We start from the raw sequence: 16,563 nt of genomic DNA on the forward strand, positions 1-16,563 counted from the left end.
GATGAATATAGAACAATTTATTGAAATGCTGGGGGCGAAGGGGATTTCGCTTTCCCCTCAGCAGCTTCAACAATACGAAACATATTATTCTACATTAGTGGAATGGAATGAAAAAATGAACTTAACGGCTATTACTGATAAGCCAGAGGTGTATTTAAAACATTTTTATGATTCGATTACGGCTGCTTTTTATTTTGATTTTAAAGAGCCAATACATATTTGTGATGTAGGTGCTGGTGCAGGATTTCCTAGCCTGCCTATTAAAATTGCCTTTCCAGAACTGCATGTAACAATCGTAGACTCGTTAAATAAACGAATTAGTTTTTTAGAGCATCTTTCAAATCAATTGGGCTTGAAAAATGTCCAATTTATCCATGACCGAGCGGAAACCTTTGGTCAGAAAAAGGAGCATCGTGAAGCTTATGATGTAGTTACAGCGAGGGCTGTAGCAAGACTATCTGTGCTTAGTGAGCTCTGCTTGCCGCTTGTTAAGGTTGGCGGTACATTTGTAGCTATGAAGGGTGCAAGTGCGAAAGAGGAATTAGAAGCTGGGAAGAAGGCGATTGCCGTCTTAGGAGGAAAGCTTAATCAATCTTATTCTTTTACACTTCCGCAAGAAGAAAGTGAACGGAATATATTAATTATCAAAAAAGAAAAATCTACCCCGAAAAAGTACCCAAGAAAGCCAGGTACTCCAAATAAGACACCAATTGAATAATGTTACGTTTTTCATAGAAATATGGCATAATGAATGGGTTAATGAAATAGATCTCTGTAAAATTGAAATAGTAGTTCATAAATGAAAAGAACAAAAATGTTCACAATTTTAGTACGGAAAAACAGGTTAATATAGTAATTCGGAAGGACTTGTCATTTTTATAGAGAATATGTAATAGGGAGTTTCGTAAAGGTGGTGCAGGGTGATGAAGCATTCTTTCTCACGCTTTTTTGGCCTAGGCGAAAAGGGAGAACAAGTAGAAGCGGAAAAGATCGAAGAACAAGTGGATATAGAGAGGATTGAGGAATTTGAAGAGGTAAAGAAAATTCCCATTGACCTTATTGTCCCTAACCGTTTTCAGCCAAGAACGGTATTTGATGATGATCGAATTGAGGAACTGTCACGAACCATTCATACACACGGCATTATTCAACCGATTGTTGTAAGAGAATTTGAAAATGGCCAGTTTGAAATTATTGCTGGCGAACGCAGATGGCGAGCAATGAAGAAGCTTGGCTGGGATGAAGTACCAGCTATTGTGAAAAATTTAAATGATACGGAGACAGCGTCTGTTGCATTAATTGAAAATCTTCAAAGGGAGGAATTATCCCCAATTGAAGAAGCCGTAGCATATGGAAAGCTTCTCGAATTGCATAATCTAACGCAGGAGGCATTAGCCCAGCGTTTAGGTAAAGGGCAGTCTACAGTTGCTAATAAACTTAGACTATTAAAGCTTCCTCAGCCTGTTCAGGATGCTTTATTAAGTAAGGCGATTACAGAACGACATGCACGTTCATTAATCCCATTGAAAAATCCTGAAAAACAGGTGAAAATGCTAGAAGAAATTATAGAAAAAAATCTAAACGTTAAGCAGACAGAAGACCGTGTAATTAGGCTTCTTGAACAAAGTAATTCAAAACCAAAGCCAAAAAGAAAAGCATTCAGCAAGGATATGCGAATTGCGGTCAATACGATTCGCCAATCGCTGTCAATGGTATCGGATAGCGGAATTAATCTAGATTCCAAAGAAGAGGAATTTGATGAATTTTACCAGATCACAATAAAAATTCCTAAAAAGAAATAGCTTTCATAAAATTAATAGATATCGATAAGTATATTACTGCCTGTGGGGTATGCATGCAGAACATTGATCGTTCTTTTGGATCATTTTCTGCGTGTGTGCACCACAGGCTTTTACACATCTACATTTTTCCTTCTCCATATTTTTAACAAAAAGAATATTCTCTATCCTTTTTCATGTTAAAATAGATTACGTGCTTGCCATTTTTCAATATGGCAGTTTATTCATTTCTTAAACGTTGGATTTTTTCACATATATGCTTTCTATAACCTTAATTGAAGATGAAGGTAGGTGATTTCGTGGGCAAAGTCATTGCAATTGCGAATCAAAAGGGCGGAGTGGGCAAAACGACTACTTCAGTAAATCTTGGCGCATGCTTGGCATACATAGGTAAGAAGACCTTAATCGTCGATATTGATCCGCAAGGAAATGCAACAAGTGGTGTTGGGATTGAAAAGGCAGATGTGGAACAATGTATTTATGATGTTCTAGTAGATGATGTAGAAGCTTCAAAAGTAATTATGGCAACTTCTGTTGAAAATTTATATGCGATTCCAGCGACCATTCAGTTAGCAGGAGCAGAAATTGAATTAGTGCCGACGATTTCCAGAGAAGTAAGATTAAAGAGGGCGCTGGAAGAGATTAAGGAAGACTATGATTATATAATTATTGATTGTCCTCCCTCACTAGGCTTACTTACACTAAACTCGTTGACCGCATCAGATGCAGTCATTATCCCAGTTCAGTGTGAATATTACGCGTTAGAAGGATTAAGTCAGCTATTAAATACTGTCCGCCTCGTCCAAAAGCACTTAAATCATGAATTGAAAATTGAAGGTGTTTTGTTAACGATGCTTGATGCACGGACAAATTTAGGATTGCAAGTTATTGAAGAAGTGAAAAAGTATTTTCAAGATAAAGTGTATCAAACGATTATTCCTAGAAATATTCGTTTAAGTGAAGCGCCAAGCCATGGTGAGCCAATTATTACGTATGATCCTAAATCCCGTGGAGCAGAAGTATATATCGATTTGGCAAAGGAAGTGGTTTCGAATGGCTAAAGGCTTAGGAAAAGGACTAAATGCTTTTTTTACAAATATGGAGACCGTGAAGGAAGAAACGGTTCAAGAAGTTCGAATAAAAGAGCTGCGGCCCAATCCTTATCAGCCTCGGAAAGTATTTGACAAGGAAGCGATTGAAGAGTTAAAGCAATCAATAATCGAACATGGCATTCTTCAGCCGATCATTGTTCGCAAAAGTATTAAAGGCTATGAAATTGTTGTTGGTGAAAGACGTTTCCGAGCGGCAAAGGAAGCGAAGCTTGAAACGGTTCCTGTGGTTGTAAGAGAGTTAAATGAACAGCAAATGATGGAGCTTGCCGTTTTAGAGAACTTGCAGCGCGAGGATTTATCCCCGATTGAAGAAGGAACAGCCTATCAGCTATTAATGGAAAAGCTCAAGCTAACACAAGAAGAATTAGCAAAGCGTCTAGGAAAAAGCAGACCTCATATTGCCAACCATATTCGATTGCTCTCCCTTCCTCCGAAAATTCAGGTGCTTATTACGGAAGGGAAAATTTCCATGGGTCATGGACGAGCACTTTTAGGATTAAGAAATAAGGATAAGCTTCCGGCAGTTGTAGAAAAAATAATCAAGGATCATTTGAATGTCCGGCAGCTTGAACAGCTTATTCAACAGCTGAATAATGTTCCACGTGAAACAAAGAAACCAGTGAATCAAAAAGATCTTTTTATTAGAGAACGTGAGTCCTCCCTGCGTGATCGATTTGGAACAACTGTTACCATTAAGCAATCAAAGAATAAAGGGAAAATTGAAATAGAGTTTTTTTCAAAGGAAGATTTAGAACGAATTATAGAATTATTAGAGAAAAAGTAATTCTTTTAACCATCTATTAGATGGTTATTTTTTTACGATTTTTTATTTAGAAGAGGATTAAATAATAAAAAAAAGGTTGTAAAGAAGAAGAGATTCATGGTAGTGTATTTTAAAAATATTCGATTTTCGAAATAAACTGAATTAGGTGAAGAAGATGTTTCTACTAGGTACGCTTGTCAACGGATTATTGATTATTGTTGGAACAATGATCGGAAAACGGCTTAATCGCATTCCTGAGAATATGAAGGGAACAGTCATGTATGCGATCGGACTTGCTGTTATGGTTCTCGGTCTGCAAATGGGATTGAAAGGTGAAAATTTTTTAATTGTAATCTTAAGTCTCGTTTTTGGTGCGGTACTTGGCGAATACTTCGCTTTGGAGGATAAATTGAACGCACTCGGAAACTGGCTTGAAAAAAAGCTTGGTTCAAGTGATCAAGGCAGTATATCACAGGGGTTTGTAACAGCTACATTAATATTTGTCATCGGTGCCATGGCCATTATCGGTGCATTAGATAGCGGGATAAGAGGCGATCATAATGTACTCTATACGAAATCAATTATTGATGGATTTACCGCATTAATATTAGCGACGACACTTGGGATTGGGGTGCTGTTCTCTGCGTTCCCAGTAGTTATTTATCAAGGATTGATTGCACTTTTTGCGATGCAAATTGATCGATTTGTGCCGACAGAGCTAATGAATAGTTTTATTACAGAAATGACTGCTACGGGAGGGGTTATGATTTTTGCTATCGGTTTGAATTTGGCGGGAATAACAAAAATTCGCGTAGCAAATCTACTCCCGGCTATTCTAGTAACGGGTATAATTGTAACCATCCTTTATTTATATCGTTTATATGTCTAGCAACTAATAGAGAGGAAATCTAGCTTTTTAGTCATTTCATTTATAAAGTTCTCTTCTGTGTCCGGTGATGTTCAAGGCGCTTATGCTTTTCCAATGCTGCCTTGAATGTCCTGTTCTTTGTCAGATTCCCATTTAAACGCCGATATAATAGGACTGGAATCATATGCTAAGCTTGCCTTGTATATCCCATTGGCAATCGTTTTAGCCATGTTTAGTACAAGATGAAGCCTTGTATTTTGCAAAACAAAAAACTCCATAAATCCGCTTACATTGACAATCCCTGTTATATGAATATGGCCTACTTCAGGAAGATCCTTATTTACACCTGCCCCAGGCTTTACAGGACCTTCTCCAGCTTGAATGACGCCAACGCTTTTTAAACGGCCTAAGCAGGCATCAATTCCAATAATAAATGGATTGCAATGAGTCTTTTTAATCTCGTCTAATTTTTCAGCTAGATTAACTGCATGGACAGGGTTTTCAAGTGTGCCGTATACAAAAAAAGAGGATAGCTTTTTCTCTTCAAGCAGTGTACCGACAAGTGGCCCCAATGAATCACCAGTTGAACGATCTGTACCGATGCAGACTATAACAACTGGGCGGCTAGTTATTCCAATTGGCAATAGATGTTTAATTGCCTTTGCTAATTCCCCTGCCGCATTTGTCTCATCATAAGGAATTCTTGCTGCACCGTCTTTTTTATCAAACAGATTACTTCGTAAATTCACTGGTTCCACCCCTTTTTCTAGTAACTTAAATATTCATGAACAATAATGTTGTCCAGCTTTTGTGTGGCTCGTCTTGTGCTATGCCTGCTTCTGGGTAAGGCGCTTTCACTTTTCGAATAGTAGTAACAGTATACGGAAGAATTTAGTAATGTATACATAACGATTAAATGAAAAGTGGAATCCAGGCGAAAAGTCCTGTGCATGATTAAGGATGGATAATTAAAACAAGGTAGCCTTTGATAATTTTGGTCATTTACGCTTAAATAAAGTAAAAGAGCTAGATTTGTGTGGGAGGGTTATCCATTGGAGCAAAAAGAATTTAATTTAAATGATGTGGTTGAAATGAAGAAGGCACATCCATGCGGAACGAATCGCTGGAAAGTGATTCGGATGGGGGCAGATATTCGCATAAAATGTGAGGGATGTGCACATAGTGTGTTAATTCCTCGCAGGGAATTTGCGCGTAAAATGAAAAAAATCCTTGTGAAGGGCGAGGAATAACGTCCATTTTGCATAGGTTTGGTGAGTGCTTGTCTTTTCCCCCTTATATCTCTATAATTGTGAAGGGTATTACCAGAATAACTATATAATTTTTAATAGATATTTTTTAATAGAGGAGTGGCAATAATGGCTTTAACAGCTGGGATTGTAGGATTGCCGAATGTTGGGAAGTCTACATTATTTAATGCAATTACCCAGGCGGGAGCAGAATCTGCAAACTATCCGTTCTGTACAATTGATCCGAATGTTGGAATCGTAGAAGTACCGGATTACCGCCTAAACAAATTAACGGAGCTTGTTCAACCAAAAAAGACAGTTCCTACTGCCTTTGAATTTACAGATATTGCCGGAATTGTAAAAGGAGCTAGTAAAGGTGAAGGTTTAGGAAATAAATTCCTATCTCACATTCGTGAAGTGGACGCGATATGTCAAGTTGTCCGCTGCTTTGCAGATGATAATATCACCCATGTATCAGGGAAAGTAAATCCGATTGATGATATTGAGATCATTAACTTAGAGTTAATCTTAGCTGACTTAGAGACAGTTGATAAGCGCATCGCGCGTGTAGGGAAAATGGCGAAGCAAAAAGATAAGGAATCCATGTTTGAAATGGAGATTCTAGAAAAATTAAAGGAAGCTTTTGAAGCAGATAAGCCTGCGCGTACGGTTGAATTTACAGATGAGCAAATGAAGGTAGCAAAAGGGCTTCATTTGTTAACTATTAAGCCCGTTCTTTATGTAGCGAATGTAGGGGAAGAAGATGTAGCTGATCCATCTTCTAACGAATATGTGCAGCAAGTGAAAGAATTTGCTGAAAAAGACAATGCAGAGGTTATTGTTATTTGTGCAAAGATTGAATCAGAAATTGCTGAGCTTGAAGGAGAAGAAAAGGAAATGTTTCTTCAAGAGCTTGGAATTGAAGAATCAGGTTTGGATCAGTTAATTCGTGCAGCATATAGCCTGCTTGGATTGGCGACCTATTTTACCGCTGGCGTACAGGAAGTTCGAGCATGGACGTTCCGTCAAGGAATGAAGGCTCCTCAATGTGCAGGCGTGATCCATTCTGATTTTGAGAAAGGCTTTATCCGTGCGGAGACGGTTTCTTATGAAGATTTATTAGCTGCTGGAAGTATGACAGCGGCAAAAGAAGCTGGGAAAGTGCGATTAGAAGGAAAAGAATATATTGTTAAAGATGGGGATGTTATGCATTTCCGTTTCAATGTTTAATCGTGAATGTACTTTAAAACACTGCAGATATAACATGCAGTGTTTTTTATTTGCTAATTATTTACTAATTTATAGAAAATAAATAATTAATAGAATATTCATATAATATTTGGTATAATTTTGTAAAATAACATTTATTGGGGGTTATTATGAAGGTTGCCGGATCATTTGTTAAGAATCTCGTTCTTTATGTAATGATCATTGTAGCTCTAATCTTAGTTGTATTGTTTCCGCGCAATCCAGCTATGGTTGTTAGTGGAAAAGCTATGACTGTGGAAATGGGATACTCTTTTTCTTGGAAAGAATATAAAGATAATATTGCCCAATTTTTGCAATTTGTCTGGACGGAAAAAAGTTTGGGAGATACACGTTATGCAAGAGTGACCGTAGAGGATGAAATAAAGCGTTATTTTCCTAATAGCTTAAAACTTATTATTCCTGCTTTCTTTTTAAGTCTTTTCTTAGGTATATGGAAGGGAGTATTTGATTACAAAAATAAACTAAATAGGAAAAATATCTTTGGGAATGGAATGACTTGGCTCCTGCAATCTATTCCTGACTTTTTTATAGTGGTTTGTCTTCAGTGGCTGGTTATCTTTATTTTTCCATCTTTACGTCTTTTTAGCCAGTTAAATTGGTATGGCTTTATTGTGCCGGCCTTATTAGTTTCTATTTATCCGATGATGTATATGGCTAGAATTACCTCAGCAGCTCTTTCGGATGAGGAGGGGCAATATTATATTCAAGTAGCGAAAGCTAAGGGTTTTCCTATGAAAGTAGTAATTAAACGTCATATTTTGCGCAATGGCTTAAAGACGATCTTACCCCACATGACTTCATTAATGGTCCATACATTATCAAGCCTTCTTATTGTTGAATATTTAATTGGCTATGAAGGAATGGCCTATAGGCTATTTACTGCGCTTGACTTCAATCTATCCTTTAATATAGGTTCTTTAAGCGGTTTTGAACCAGGCGTCATTATTGGAATTGGCCTTTGCTTTTTGCTTTTAGTTATCATAGCTCAGGTGACAGGATTTATTATTAAGAGAAGTCTTCGGATTCCATAATGGGGTGATTAAACTGAAAAATTACTATCTAATTATCGGACTAATCATGGCAGTGCTGTTAGCATTTTTAACGATAATCGGCCCTAGCCTTCCTTTTGTGGATGCAGAATTAAAGGGAGAACGGGTTATTTTCCCTGGGCCTGGGGAAATTGAAACTGCCCCTTTTCCGCCATCTGATAAGTTCCCGCTTGGATCAGACAGGGAAGGACGGGATTTATTAAGTTTATTAGTAGTAGGGGCAAAGGATACTTTTCTCCTTATATTTATGATTGTTATTATTCGATATGTGATCGCTGTTCCTTTAGGTCTTCTTGGCATGAAAAATAAAGGATTCTTTTCTTGGCTAAATAAATGGTGGAATCAACTTTTTTCTAGTTTTCCAGTCATATTTACGACGGCTTTACTTCTTTGTTTACCCTTTTTGTTATTTCATGAACAAAGATATTATTGGTCCATCCTTATTATTGCACTTGTAGAGGTTGGCAGGGTGGGCTTCATTATCCAGCAGCAGGCCCATACCCTTTCACAAAAAACCTTTATAGAAGCTGGAATAACAATTGGTGTCAAGCCGTTTAAAATGCTGACATCCCATTATTTTCCGAATCTCTTCCCTAGCATAGTAGTGAACTTTTTTATCGATGCAGGCCGTGTGATCATGTTAATTGGCCAATTAGCTATATTAAATATATTTATCTCACAAGAGCTGACCCAGATTAATTATGGTCAAAGTGAAATATTCAATACAAGTGTGGATTGGGCCACACTGATAAGGGAAGCACGCAAAGATGTGGTTACTGCCTTTTGGATTCCATTTTTTCCTATGCTGGCCATTGTAATATCGACATTAACTTTTAATATTCTTGGAGAAGGATTGCGCAAATACTTTAATCGGCATATGCAATAAAGTAAGAGGTTAAAGATATACATTTAGATTTAAGCTGCTCATTCATAAAAGTTTTTGTACAAATGCAGGGCTTTCATTGCAAAAAACAAGGTTATATGCTATACTTTCAACTTGTGAGTAATGAATAATTGCTCCTTGCCCGTATATTCGGGCCGTTTAGACCAAAAGGAGGTGAAAGTGATGAGAAAGTACGAAATTATGTACATCATCCGTCCAAATATTGAAGATGAAGCTAAAAAGGCTCTTATCGAGCGTTTTAACACAATCTTAACTGATAATGGTGCGGAACTAGTTGATTCTAAAGAGTGGGGTAAGCGTCGTTTAGCTTATGAAATCAATGATTTCCGTGACGGCTACTACCAATTAATGCACGTGAATGCAGAAGCAAAAGCTGTTGATGAATTCACACGTTTAGCTAAGATCAACGAAGACATTATCCGTCATATCGTTGTTAAAGACGAAAAATAATAGATTGCTTTACAAAAATGTTCCATGTGGAACAATGGTTGGAAGGAGTTGATTCTAATGATGAACCGTGTTGTTCTTGTCGGACGTTTGACAAAGGATCCAGAATTGCGGTATACCCCAAATGGTGTGCCAGTTGCAACTTTTACTCTTGCAGTAAATCGTACGTTTACGAATCAGCAAGGTGAACGGGAAGCGGACTTTATTAACTGTGTAATCTGGAGGAAGCCTGCCGAGAACGTTGCAAACTTCTTGAAAAAGGGAAGTCTTGCAGGTGTTGATGGGCGAATTCAAACACGCAGTTATGAAGGCCAAGACGGAAAGCGCGTATATGTGACTGAAGTTCAGGCTGAAAGTGTTCAATTCTTAGAACCGCGCAATAGTAATAGAAGCGACAGCGCAGGCTATGGTTCTCCTAGAGAACAGGACTTCCCATTTGGGAACAACAACAATCAGAATCAACAACCGCAGTACAACCGAGATAATCAGGGATATACACGTGTAGATAAAGATCCATTTGCCAATGATGGCCAAATTGATATCTCAGATGATGATCTACCGTTCTAACTAACCGATTATTTTTTAAAAACAAAACATAAAGGAGGGAAATAACCATGGCTATGGGAGGACGTAGAGGAGGACGTGCAAAACGTCGTAAAGTTTGCTTTTTTACTGCAAACGGAATCACTCACATCGATTATAAAGATGTAGATCTTCTAAAGAAATTCATCTCAGAGCGCGGTAAAATTTTACCACGCCGTGTAACTGGTACGAACGCTAAATACCAACGTAAATTAACAACTGCTATTAAGCGCGCACGTACAATGGCATTACTGCCTTATGTTTCAGGTGAATAATATTTAAAAAAGACATCGATTTAATCGGTGTCTTTTTTTTGTTTGCTTTTTTTTGTCTAAAATTCTCAACATTGGTAATTATTTTTTAATGAAATTTATACTAAAAGTAGTAAAAGTATAAAAAATTATGTCGAAATAATGACTGGTTAGTTATATTTCATATGAAGGGGAAGTAGGAAAAACCAATGGACGGTGAAGGGCATTCATTTAATTAAAAAAATTAGAATAAATGATAGTAGAATCTAAACAAAAAAAGGGGGAAAGCGTCTTGTTAAAATCAATAAAAGGCAAATTAATTTTACTGATCTCTGTCTTATTTATTGCAGTTCTTTCAACAGTTGGTTTTTTTGTATATCAGCAGACAGATCATGAAATAGAGAAAGAAGTAGTTAGTCAAACGAAGAGTATTGTTGCAGAAATGAATAATTCACTTCAATTGTTTCTTGGTAAATATTCTACCAATATGCAATATTTATCGGAATCAGGACGTGTAATTGATTATATAAAGGTTGCTGGAGATGAAAAGGTAAATATTGAACTAGAAAAGGACTTTACTAATTTCCTTGATAAAAATAAAGATGTTGCTTCCATTTATGCAGCAAGCGCCAATAAAGATTTAAATATTATGCCAAAGGCAGATTTAGGAGCAGATTTTGATCCAACTTCTCGGGATTGGTATACAAAAGCAGCAGCGAATCCTAATCAGGTGGTTTGGAGCGAACCATATGAAGATGCAGCTACAAAAGAGTATGTCGTGACGGCATCCTATGCGGTTAAAGAAGGATCAAAAGTAATTGGTGTAATCGGCTTAGATATTAAGCTTACTGATGTAACAAATATGATTAGTTCCGTGCACATCGGTTATAACGGATATCCGTTTGTCTTTTCTCAAGAAGGAACAGCAATTGTCCACCCTACAGAAAGAAGTAATAACTTGATGGATCTTCCATTTATAAAAGAAATGTATGACCATTCCGAAGGGGATGGAGTGATCGAATATGTATTTGAAGGTGCAGATAAAAAGTTAGTTTTTGATACTGTATCAGATACAAATTGGAAGGTGGGCGCAGCCTATTCTGACAAGGAGTTAATGGTGACTGCCTTGAAAATAAGAAATAGAATTGTTCTTATTTCAATGATCGGTATTGTAATAGCGATAGCAATTACTTATTTTGTAGCTGTTGGCTTAACAAGGCCTCTTGCATTACTTAAGAAGGCATTTAATCAAGTATCAAGTGGAAATTTAACGGTGAAAGTGAATGTAACTTCCAAGGATGAGATTGGCGAATTAAGCGGCCATTTTAACACAATGGTCGAAAATATGAAATCGATACTGACTGCAGTCAATTTATCTGTTAATAATGTAAAAGAATCAGCAGAAAGTTTAAGTGCAGTCTCCGAAGAAACAAATGCTTCAAGTGAGGAAATGGCCGCTGCTATTAATGAAATTGCTAAAGGGGCTACACAGTCTGCAGCAGACGCAGAATCAGCGAATCAATTGTCTAACCAGTTAAGCAATCAAATTAATGATATTAGCGAAAAGGCTACGGAAATGACGTCACTCGCAGAAAAAGCAGAAGACATCAATCAATCAGGAATTAAACAGATTGGTCATTTAAAAGGATCATTTACTACTTCAAGGGAATATCTTGGCTCCATGGAAGAAGTTATCACTGATCTAGAGAATAAGATTGTAAAAATTGAAAAGGTTATGACCACTATTACAGAAATAAGTTCACAGACGAATTTATTAGCTTTAAATGCTAGTATTGAAGCTGCTCGCGCAGGTGAACATGGGAAGGGCTTTGCTGTTGTCGCAGAAGAAGTAAGAAAGCTTGCGGAACAGTCAGTTGTAGCCACGGATGAAGTGAAGCTGACGATTACTGATATTCAAAACGGTGCATTCCAAGCCGTTGAATCAATGAATAAGACGAAAGAGACTTTTAATCAGCAATCTGAAGTGGTCAGTGAGACAGAACAAAGCTTCCAAAATATTTCAGAGCTTGTTGAAAGAATGAGAAATTCCATCCTTTATATAAGCAATGAGATGACTCACCTTGCTGAGAGTAAAGAAGAAGTAGTAAGCGGGATTCATAGCATGGCTGCGATGGCAGAGCAGGCAGCTGCTTCTTGTGAGGAAGTAAGTGCTTCTACAGATGAACAGCTTCATGCGCTTCAGTCGGTTGCAGAATCGGCAGAACAATTAACGGAATTAAGCAATGAATTAAAAGATGTGGTTGAAAAGTTTAAAATCAATTAAAAAAGAAAGGGATGTCATATTTTTGATATCCCTTTTCCATTTGCAGCTGACTCATTCTAAAATAAGGAGTCGGACTCCACAATAAGTACATTTGTTCTTTTGTATAGTTCAGTATGGTTGAATCTCACTATATTACTAGCTAAAATAGATAGTATGAGTGCCCATTTAGGGGGTGGAAATTTGAATAATGCACATAAGTTAACACAAGGAGCACTTTGTTTAGCTGTTTTTGCTGTTTTAATATTATTGACTCTCTACATTCCGGTTTTAGGGCTTGTTACGAACTTATTTTTAGCCATTCCGTTTATTTTATTTGCGGCAAAAAATACCCGAATGGATTCTTTTGTTTTCTTCGTTGCTGCAATCATTCTTTCTATCATAGTAGGAGCGATTCTAGCCATTCCGCTTACATTAATTTATGGGATAGCCGGTCTTGTAATAGGGCATTTTATCCAAGAAAAAAAGAGTCGAGCGTTTTCCTTTATTGCAGCTACCCTAGTTTGTTTAATTACGTCAATTGTACTATATGCTGTATTCGTTGTTATTTTTAACATGAATATCATTGAAGAATTGATTCGTACGATGAGAGATTCCCTCGATCAATCTGTGGCAATTTTTGAAATGTTAAGCCGTAATAATGATGGGGCAGCTATGGAACAATTTGAAGCAATGATAAAAATGGTTGAGTCATTGACACCAAGCCTATTCGTCCTGACCGCTGTAACCACTGTTCTATTAATCGAGCTTGTTTCCTTTCCGATTGTTAAAAGGTTTGGAGTAATCCCGCAGCAAAGAAGGCCATTTAAAGAAATTACCTTGCCAAAAAGCATCCTTTGGTACTATTTGGTGATTATAATCGCGTCATTTATATTAAAACCTGAAGAGGGAGATTATTGGTATCTAGCCTTGGTGAATCTCTCGTTTATCCTTCAGCTTTGTATGGTTGTTCAAGGGCTGGCGTTTATCTTTTATATTTGCCATAAGAAAGGCATACCTAAAGCTGTTCCTATTATTGCAACAGTCTTCACAATCTTTCCTCCAATTCTCCTTCCTATTGTTAGGATATTAGGTATAATTGACTTAGGGTTTGAATTAAGGAAAAGGTTAGAAAACAAAAATGGATAAATGATTGTTCAAAAGGGAACCGTAACTTTTTGAAAATCATCTAACACTACTGTTGGGGAGCTGAAAAAAATGCCTTCTTATTTAGAAAAGCGGTCCATTCGCTATCCCATTTTTGGGTTGATGGGCATAACAGTGGTGCTTCTCGGATTATTAGCGTATTATAACTGGCTTTTGAGTATATTGGGCGTTATTCTCCTTTTCCCTCCTTTTTATTATATTTTTAAAGTGGATGCAGCACAGAAGAAGGAAACAGAAGAATACATAACCACTCTGTCTTACCGGGTTAAAAAAGTCGGTGAAGAGGCACTGATGGAAATGCCGATTGGGATCATGCTGATTAATGATGAATATTTCATTGAATGGACCAATCCTTTTTTAGCCTCATGCTTTGATGAAGATACGTTAGTGGGAAGATCGCTTTATGATGTCGGGGATTTACTCATACCGTTAATAAAGCAGGAAGTGGAAACAGAAATTATTACTCTTCATGACCGAAAATTCCGTGTCATACTAAAACTTGAAGAACGGCTATTATACTTTTTTGATGTGACAGAGCAAACAGAAATCGAAAAAATGTATCAGGAAGAAAGAACGGTGCTGTCCATTATCTTCTTAGATAATTATGATGAGCTGACACAGGGAATGGATGACCAGACTAGAAGCAGCATGAACAATATGGTCACTTCCATTTTAAATAAATGGGCAGTTGATAATGGTGTATTTTTAAAACGAGTCTCATCAGAAAGATTCATTGCTGTCTATAATGAGCAAATTCTTCAGCAACTTGAAAAAGGGAAATTTACCATTCTTGATGAGGTAAGGGAAACAACCTCAAAACATAATATTCCTTTAACTTTAAGTATTGGAGTGGGGACCGGCGTATCATCACTTCCTGAACTGGGAGTTCTTGCTCAATCCAGTCTTGATTTAGCACTTGGACGAGGCGGAGATCAAGTTGCTATTAAACAGACGAATGGAAAAGTGAAATTTTTCGGAGGGAAAACAAATCCAGTTGAAAAAAGGACGAGAGTTCGTGCCAGAGTCATTGCCCATGCATTGAAGGAATTAATAACTGAAAGTGATAAAGTTATTATCATGGGACATAAAAACCCAGATATGGATGCTGTTGGGGCAGCGATTGGGATTCAAAAGATTGCAGAAATGAATAATCGTGAAGGATATATTGTAGTGAATTTCCAGGAAATTGATACAGGTATTCAACGATTAATGACAGAAATACAAAAGAAGGAAGAATTATTCGAGAAGTTCATCACTCCTGCTCAAGCACTAGAAATTGCGACAGAAGATACGTTATTAGTTGTCGTTGATACACATAAACCTTCCATGGTGATTGAAGAAAAGCTTATTCATAGGCTTGAGCATGTCGTTGTTATCGACCACCATCGCCGTGCTGAGGAGTTTATTAAAAATCCATTGCTTGTTTATATGGAGCCATATGCTTCTTCAACCGCTGAGCTTGTAACAGAGCTTCTTGAATATCAGCCAAAGAATGTAAAGGTTGAAATGCTTGAGGCTACTGCATTACTGGCGGGGATTATTGTAGATACGAAGAGCTTTTCATTAAGGACAGGATCACGGACATTTGATGCGGCATCTTATTTGCGTTCGCTTGGAGCAGATACTGTTCTTGTGCAAAAATTTTTAAAAGAAGATGTAGATACGTATATTAAACGCTCCAAAATCATTGAGAATGTATACTTTTATCGAGAGGGAATTGCCATTGCAAAGGGGCAGCCTGATGAGGAGTATAGCCAGGTGCTGATCGCGCAGACAGCTGACACTTTATTGACGATGGATGGGGTAATCGCCTCATTTGTCATCTCAAAAAGATCAGAATATACAGTAGGTGTGAGTGCGCGTTCGTTAGGCGATGTAAATGTTCAAGTCATTATGGAAAATCTTGAAGGTGGAGGACATTTAACTAATGCAGCCACCCAACTATCAGATGTTTCATTGGATGAAGTGGAAGAACGTTTGCAAAGTGTAATTGATGAATATATTGAAGGGAGAAAGAAAGCATGAAAGTTATATTTCTGAAAGACGTAAAAGGGAAAGGAAAAAAAGGTGAGGTAAAGAATGTTGCTGATGGGTATGCGCAAAACTTTTTAATTAAGCAAGGCTTAGCAGTTGAGGCAAACCAGGCAAATGTCAGCACATTAAATGCCCAAAAGAAAAAAGAGGAAAAGCTTGCAGCTGAAGAGCTTGCTGATGCAAAAAAACTTAAGGAAGTCATGGATAAAATTACTTTAGAGTTTTCAACAAAAGCAGGTGAGGGCGGCCGTTTATTCGGTTCGATCACAAGCAAGCAGATTGCAGAAGAGCTTCAAAAGGCACATAATTTAAAAGTTGATAAGCGAAAAATTGAACTGCCTGATGCGATACGTACATTGGGTTATACAAAAGTGTCTGTCAAACTTCACGCTGAAGTGACAGCTACACTAAATGTTCATGTAAAAGAAGCAAACTAATTTTGGAAGTTCCATTTACACATAAACATGATAAAATAGAAGAGTTGAAAAAATGTGATCGGTTCTAGCTGATCACATTTTTTCTAGGTGTTTGTCTGTAATGAAGGTATTTTATATAAAAGATTATTTTATAGATTTGATTAGTAGATTCTAATTTCCAGTGCCAGTCCAGGCGTTTTTCGCATTTAGAGATACCCAGCTGCAGCGCCTAGCCCCTCGAGGTCACAAGCCAAGACTCCCAGAAAGGTAAAGGACCACCTTTCCGAGAGTCTCGTCTTGTGCTTGTCGGGGCTGAACAAGGCGCTTCCGCATTTAGTTTATACCCAGCTGCAGCGCCTAGGGGCTCGAGGTCATAAGCCAATCCGTCAAGAAGG

General features: G+C 37.5%; 17 protein-coding genes. 16 read left to right on the top strand and 1 reads right to left on the bottom strand.

The window, feature by feature from the left end:
* Position 1: 1 nt before the first annotated feature.
* The 5 genes from rsmG to RUH74_RS19645 all read left to right on the top strand — a co-directional run bounded on the left by rsmG (position 2) and on the right by RUH74_RS19645 (position 4,563).
* The gene (gene rsmG / locus RUH74_RS19625) at positions 2-718 is read left to right on the top strand and encodes a 16S rRNA (guanine(527)-N(7))-methyltransferase RsmG (RefSeq protein WP_313803101.1); all 717 of its coding nucleotides are present in this window, start codon (positions 2-4) and stop codon (positions 716-718) included.
* 205 nt (positions 719-923) lie between these two features.
* Positions 924-1,802: a nucleoid occlusion protein gene (noc, locus tag RUH74_RS19630; RefSeq protein WP_313803103.1), complete on the top strand. Its 879-nt coding sequence runs from the start codon at positions 924-926 to the stop codon at positions 1,800-1,802.
* 296 nt (positions 1,803-2,098) lie between these two features.
* The gene (locus tag RUH74_RS19635; RefSeq protein WP_313803105.1) at positions 2,099-2,860 is read left to right on the top strand and encodes a ParA family protein; all 762 of its coding nucleotides are present in this window, start codon (positions 2,099-2,101) and stop codon (positions 2,858-2,860) included.
* The gene (locus tag RUH74_RS19640; protein WP_313803107.1) at positions 2,853-3,695 is read left to right on the top strand and encodes a ParB/RepB/Spo0J family partition protein; all 843 of its coding nucleotides are present in this window, start codon (positions 2,853-2,855) and stop codon (positions 3,693-3,695) included. The genes RUH74_RS19635 and RUH74_RS19640 overlap by 8 nt, the downstream gene beginning before the upstream one ends.
* Positions 3,696-3,849: 154 nt before the next feature.
* Entirely contained in the window at positions 3,850-4,563 is a 714-nt protein-coding gene (locus RUH74_RS19645; protein ID WP_313803109.1) for a DUF554 domain-containing protein, read from the top strand.
* Between the two features lie 80 nt (positions 4,564-4,643).
* Here RUH74_RS19645 and yyaC read toward each other — a convergent pair whose 3' ends face one another.
* The gene (gene yyaC, locus RUH74_RS19650; protein WP_313803111.1) at positions 4,644-5,291 is read right to left on the bottom strand and encodes a spore protease YyaC; all 648 of its coding nucleotides are present in this window, start codon (positions 5,289-5,291) and stop codon (positions 4,644-4,646) included.
* Positions 5,292-5,594: 303 nt separating this feature from the next.
* Here yyaC and RUH74_RS19655 point away from each other — a divergent pair, with 303 nt between their 5' ends.
* The 11 genes from RUH74_RS19655 to rplI all read left to right on the top strand — a co-directional run bounded on the left by RUH74_RS19655 (position 5,595) and on the right by rplI (position 16,189).
* A complete protein-coding gene (locus tag RUH74_RS19655) occupies positions 5,595-5,792 on the top strand; it encodes a DUF951 domain-containing protein (RefSeq protein ID WP_057768006.1) in 198 nt (65 codons plus the stop codon).
* 126 nt (positions 5,793-5,918) lie between these two features.
* A complete protein-coding gene (ychF, locus tag RUH74_RS19660) occupies positions 5,919-7,019 on the top strand; it encodes a redox-regulated ATPase YchF (RefSeq protein WP_313803116.1) in 1,101 nt (366 codons plus the stop codon).
* A gap of 149 nt (positions 7,020-7,168) precedes the next feature.
* Positions 7,169-8,089 (top strand): ABC transporter permease subunit, encoded by a 921-nt coding sequence (locus RUH74_RS19665; protein WP_313803118.1) that lies wholly within the window; start codon positions 7,169-7,171, stop codon positions 8,087-8,089.
* 4 nt (positions 8,090-8,093) lie between these two features.
* Positions 8,094-8,993 (top strand): ABC transporter permease, encoded by a 900-nt coding sequence (locus tag RUH74_RS19670; RefSeq protein ID WP_313803120.1) that lies wholly within the window; start codon positions 8,094-8,096, stop codon positions 8,991-8,993.
* 180 nt (positions 8,994-9,173) lie between these two features.
* Complete coding sequence (gene rpsF, locus RUH74_RS19675) at positions 9,174-9,461, top strand: 30S ribosomal protein S6 (protein ID WP_313803122.1); 288 nt, start codon at positions 9,174-9,176, stop codon at positions 9,459-9,461.
* 57 nt (positions 9,462-9,518) lie between these two features.
* Positions 9,519-10,025, top strand: coding sequence for a single-stranded DNA-binding protein (gene ssb / locus RUH74_RS19680; protein WP_313803124.1), 507 nt, complete (start codon positions 9,519-9,521; stop codon positions 10,023-10,025).
* 53 nt (positions 10,026-10,078) lie between these two features.
* Positions 10,079-10,315 (top strand): 30S ribosomal protein S18, encoded by a 237-nt coding sequence (rpsR, locus tag RUH74_RS19685; protein ID WP_053478822.1) that lies wholly within the window; start codon positions 10,079-10,081, stop codon positions 10,313-10,315.
* A gap of 268 nt (positions 10,316-10,583) precedes the next feature.
* Positions 10,584-12,575 (top strand): methyl-accepting chemotaxis protein, encoded by a 1,992-nt coding sequence (locus RUH74_RS19690; protein ID WP_313803127.1) that lies wholly within the window; start codon positions 10,584-10,586, stop codon positions 12,573-12,575.
* A 180-nt stretch (positions 12,576-12,755) separates the two neighbouring features.
* Positions 12,756-13,700, top strand: a complete 945-nt coding sequence (locus tag RUH74_RS19695; RefSeq protein ID WP_313803129.1) for a YybS family protein — start codon at positions 12,756-12,758, stop codon at positions 13,698-13,700.
* Between the two features lie 69 nt (positions 13,701-13,769).
* Positions 13,770-15,743, top strand: a complete 1,974-nt coding sequence (locus RUH74_RS19700) for a DHH family phosphoesterase (RefSeq protein WP_313803131.1) — start codon at positions 13,770-13,772, stop codon at positions 15,741-15,743.
* The gene (gene rplI / locus RUH74_RS19705; protein ID WP_053478323.1) at positions 15,740-16,189 is read left to right on the top strand and encodes a 50S ribosomal protein L9; all 450 of its coding nucleotides are present in this window, start codon (positions 15,740-15,742) and stop codon (positions 16,187-16,189) included. The genes RUH74_RS19700 and rplI overlap by 4 nt, the downstream gene beginning before the upstream one ends.
* Positions 16,190-16,563: the final 374 nt, after the last annotated feature.

It is taken from the genome of Cytobacillus sp. (assembly GCF_032154635.1).
Lineage (GTDB): Bacteria > Bacillota > Bacilli > Bacillales > Cytobacillaceae > Cytobacillus.

Bases quoted from the DNA above. Each gene is read 5' to 3' on its own strand.
- RUH74_RS19700 (WP_313803131.1), top strand. From the start codon at position 13,770: ATGCCTTCTTATTTAGAAAAGCGGTCCATTCGCTATCCCATTTTTGGG.
- rsmG (WP_313803101.1), top strand. From the start codon at position 2: ATGAATATAGAACAATTTATTGAAATGCTGGGGGCGAAGGGGATTTCG.
- rplI (WP_053478323.1), top strand. From the start codon at position 15,740: ATGAAAGTTATATTTCTGAAAGACGTAAAAGGGAAAGGAAAAAAAGGT.
- rpsR (WP_053478822.1), top strand. From the start codon at position 10,079: ATGGGAGGACGTAGAGGAGGACGTGCAAAACGTCGTAAAGTTTGCTTT.
- RUH74_RS19645 (WP_313803109.1), top strand. From the start codon at position 3,850: ATGTTTCTACTAGGTACGCTTGTCAACGGATTATTGATTATTGTTGGA.
- ssb (WP_313803124.1), top strand. From the start codon at position 9,519: ATGATGAACCGTGTTGTTCTTGTCGGACGTTTGACAAAGGATCCAGAA.
- RUH74_RS19640 (WP_313803107.1), top strand. From the start codon at position 2,853: ATGGCTAAAGGCTTAGGAAAAGGACTAAATGCTTTTTTTACAAATATG.
- noc (WP_313803103.1), top strand. From the start codon at position 924: ATGAAGCATTCTTTCTCACGCTTTTTTGGCCTAGGCGAAAAGGGAGAA.
- ychF (WP_313803116.1), top strand. From the start codon at position 5,919: ATGGCTTTAACAGCTGGGATTGTAGGATTGCCGAATGTTGGGAAGTCT.
- RUH74_RS19665 (WP_313803118.1), top strand. From the start codon at position 7,169: ATGAAGGTTGCCGGATCATTTGTTAAGAATCTCGTTCTTTATGTAATG.
- rpsF (WP_313803122.1), top strand. From the start codon at position 9,174: ATGAGAAAGTACGAAATTATGTACATCATCCGTCCAAATATTGAAGAT.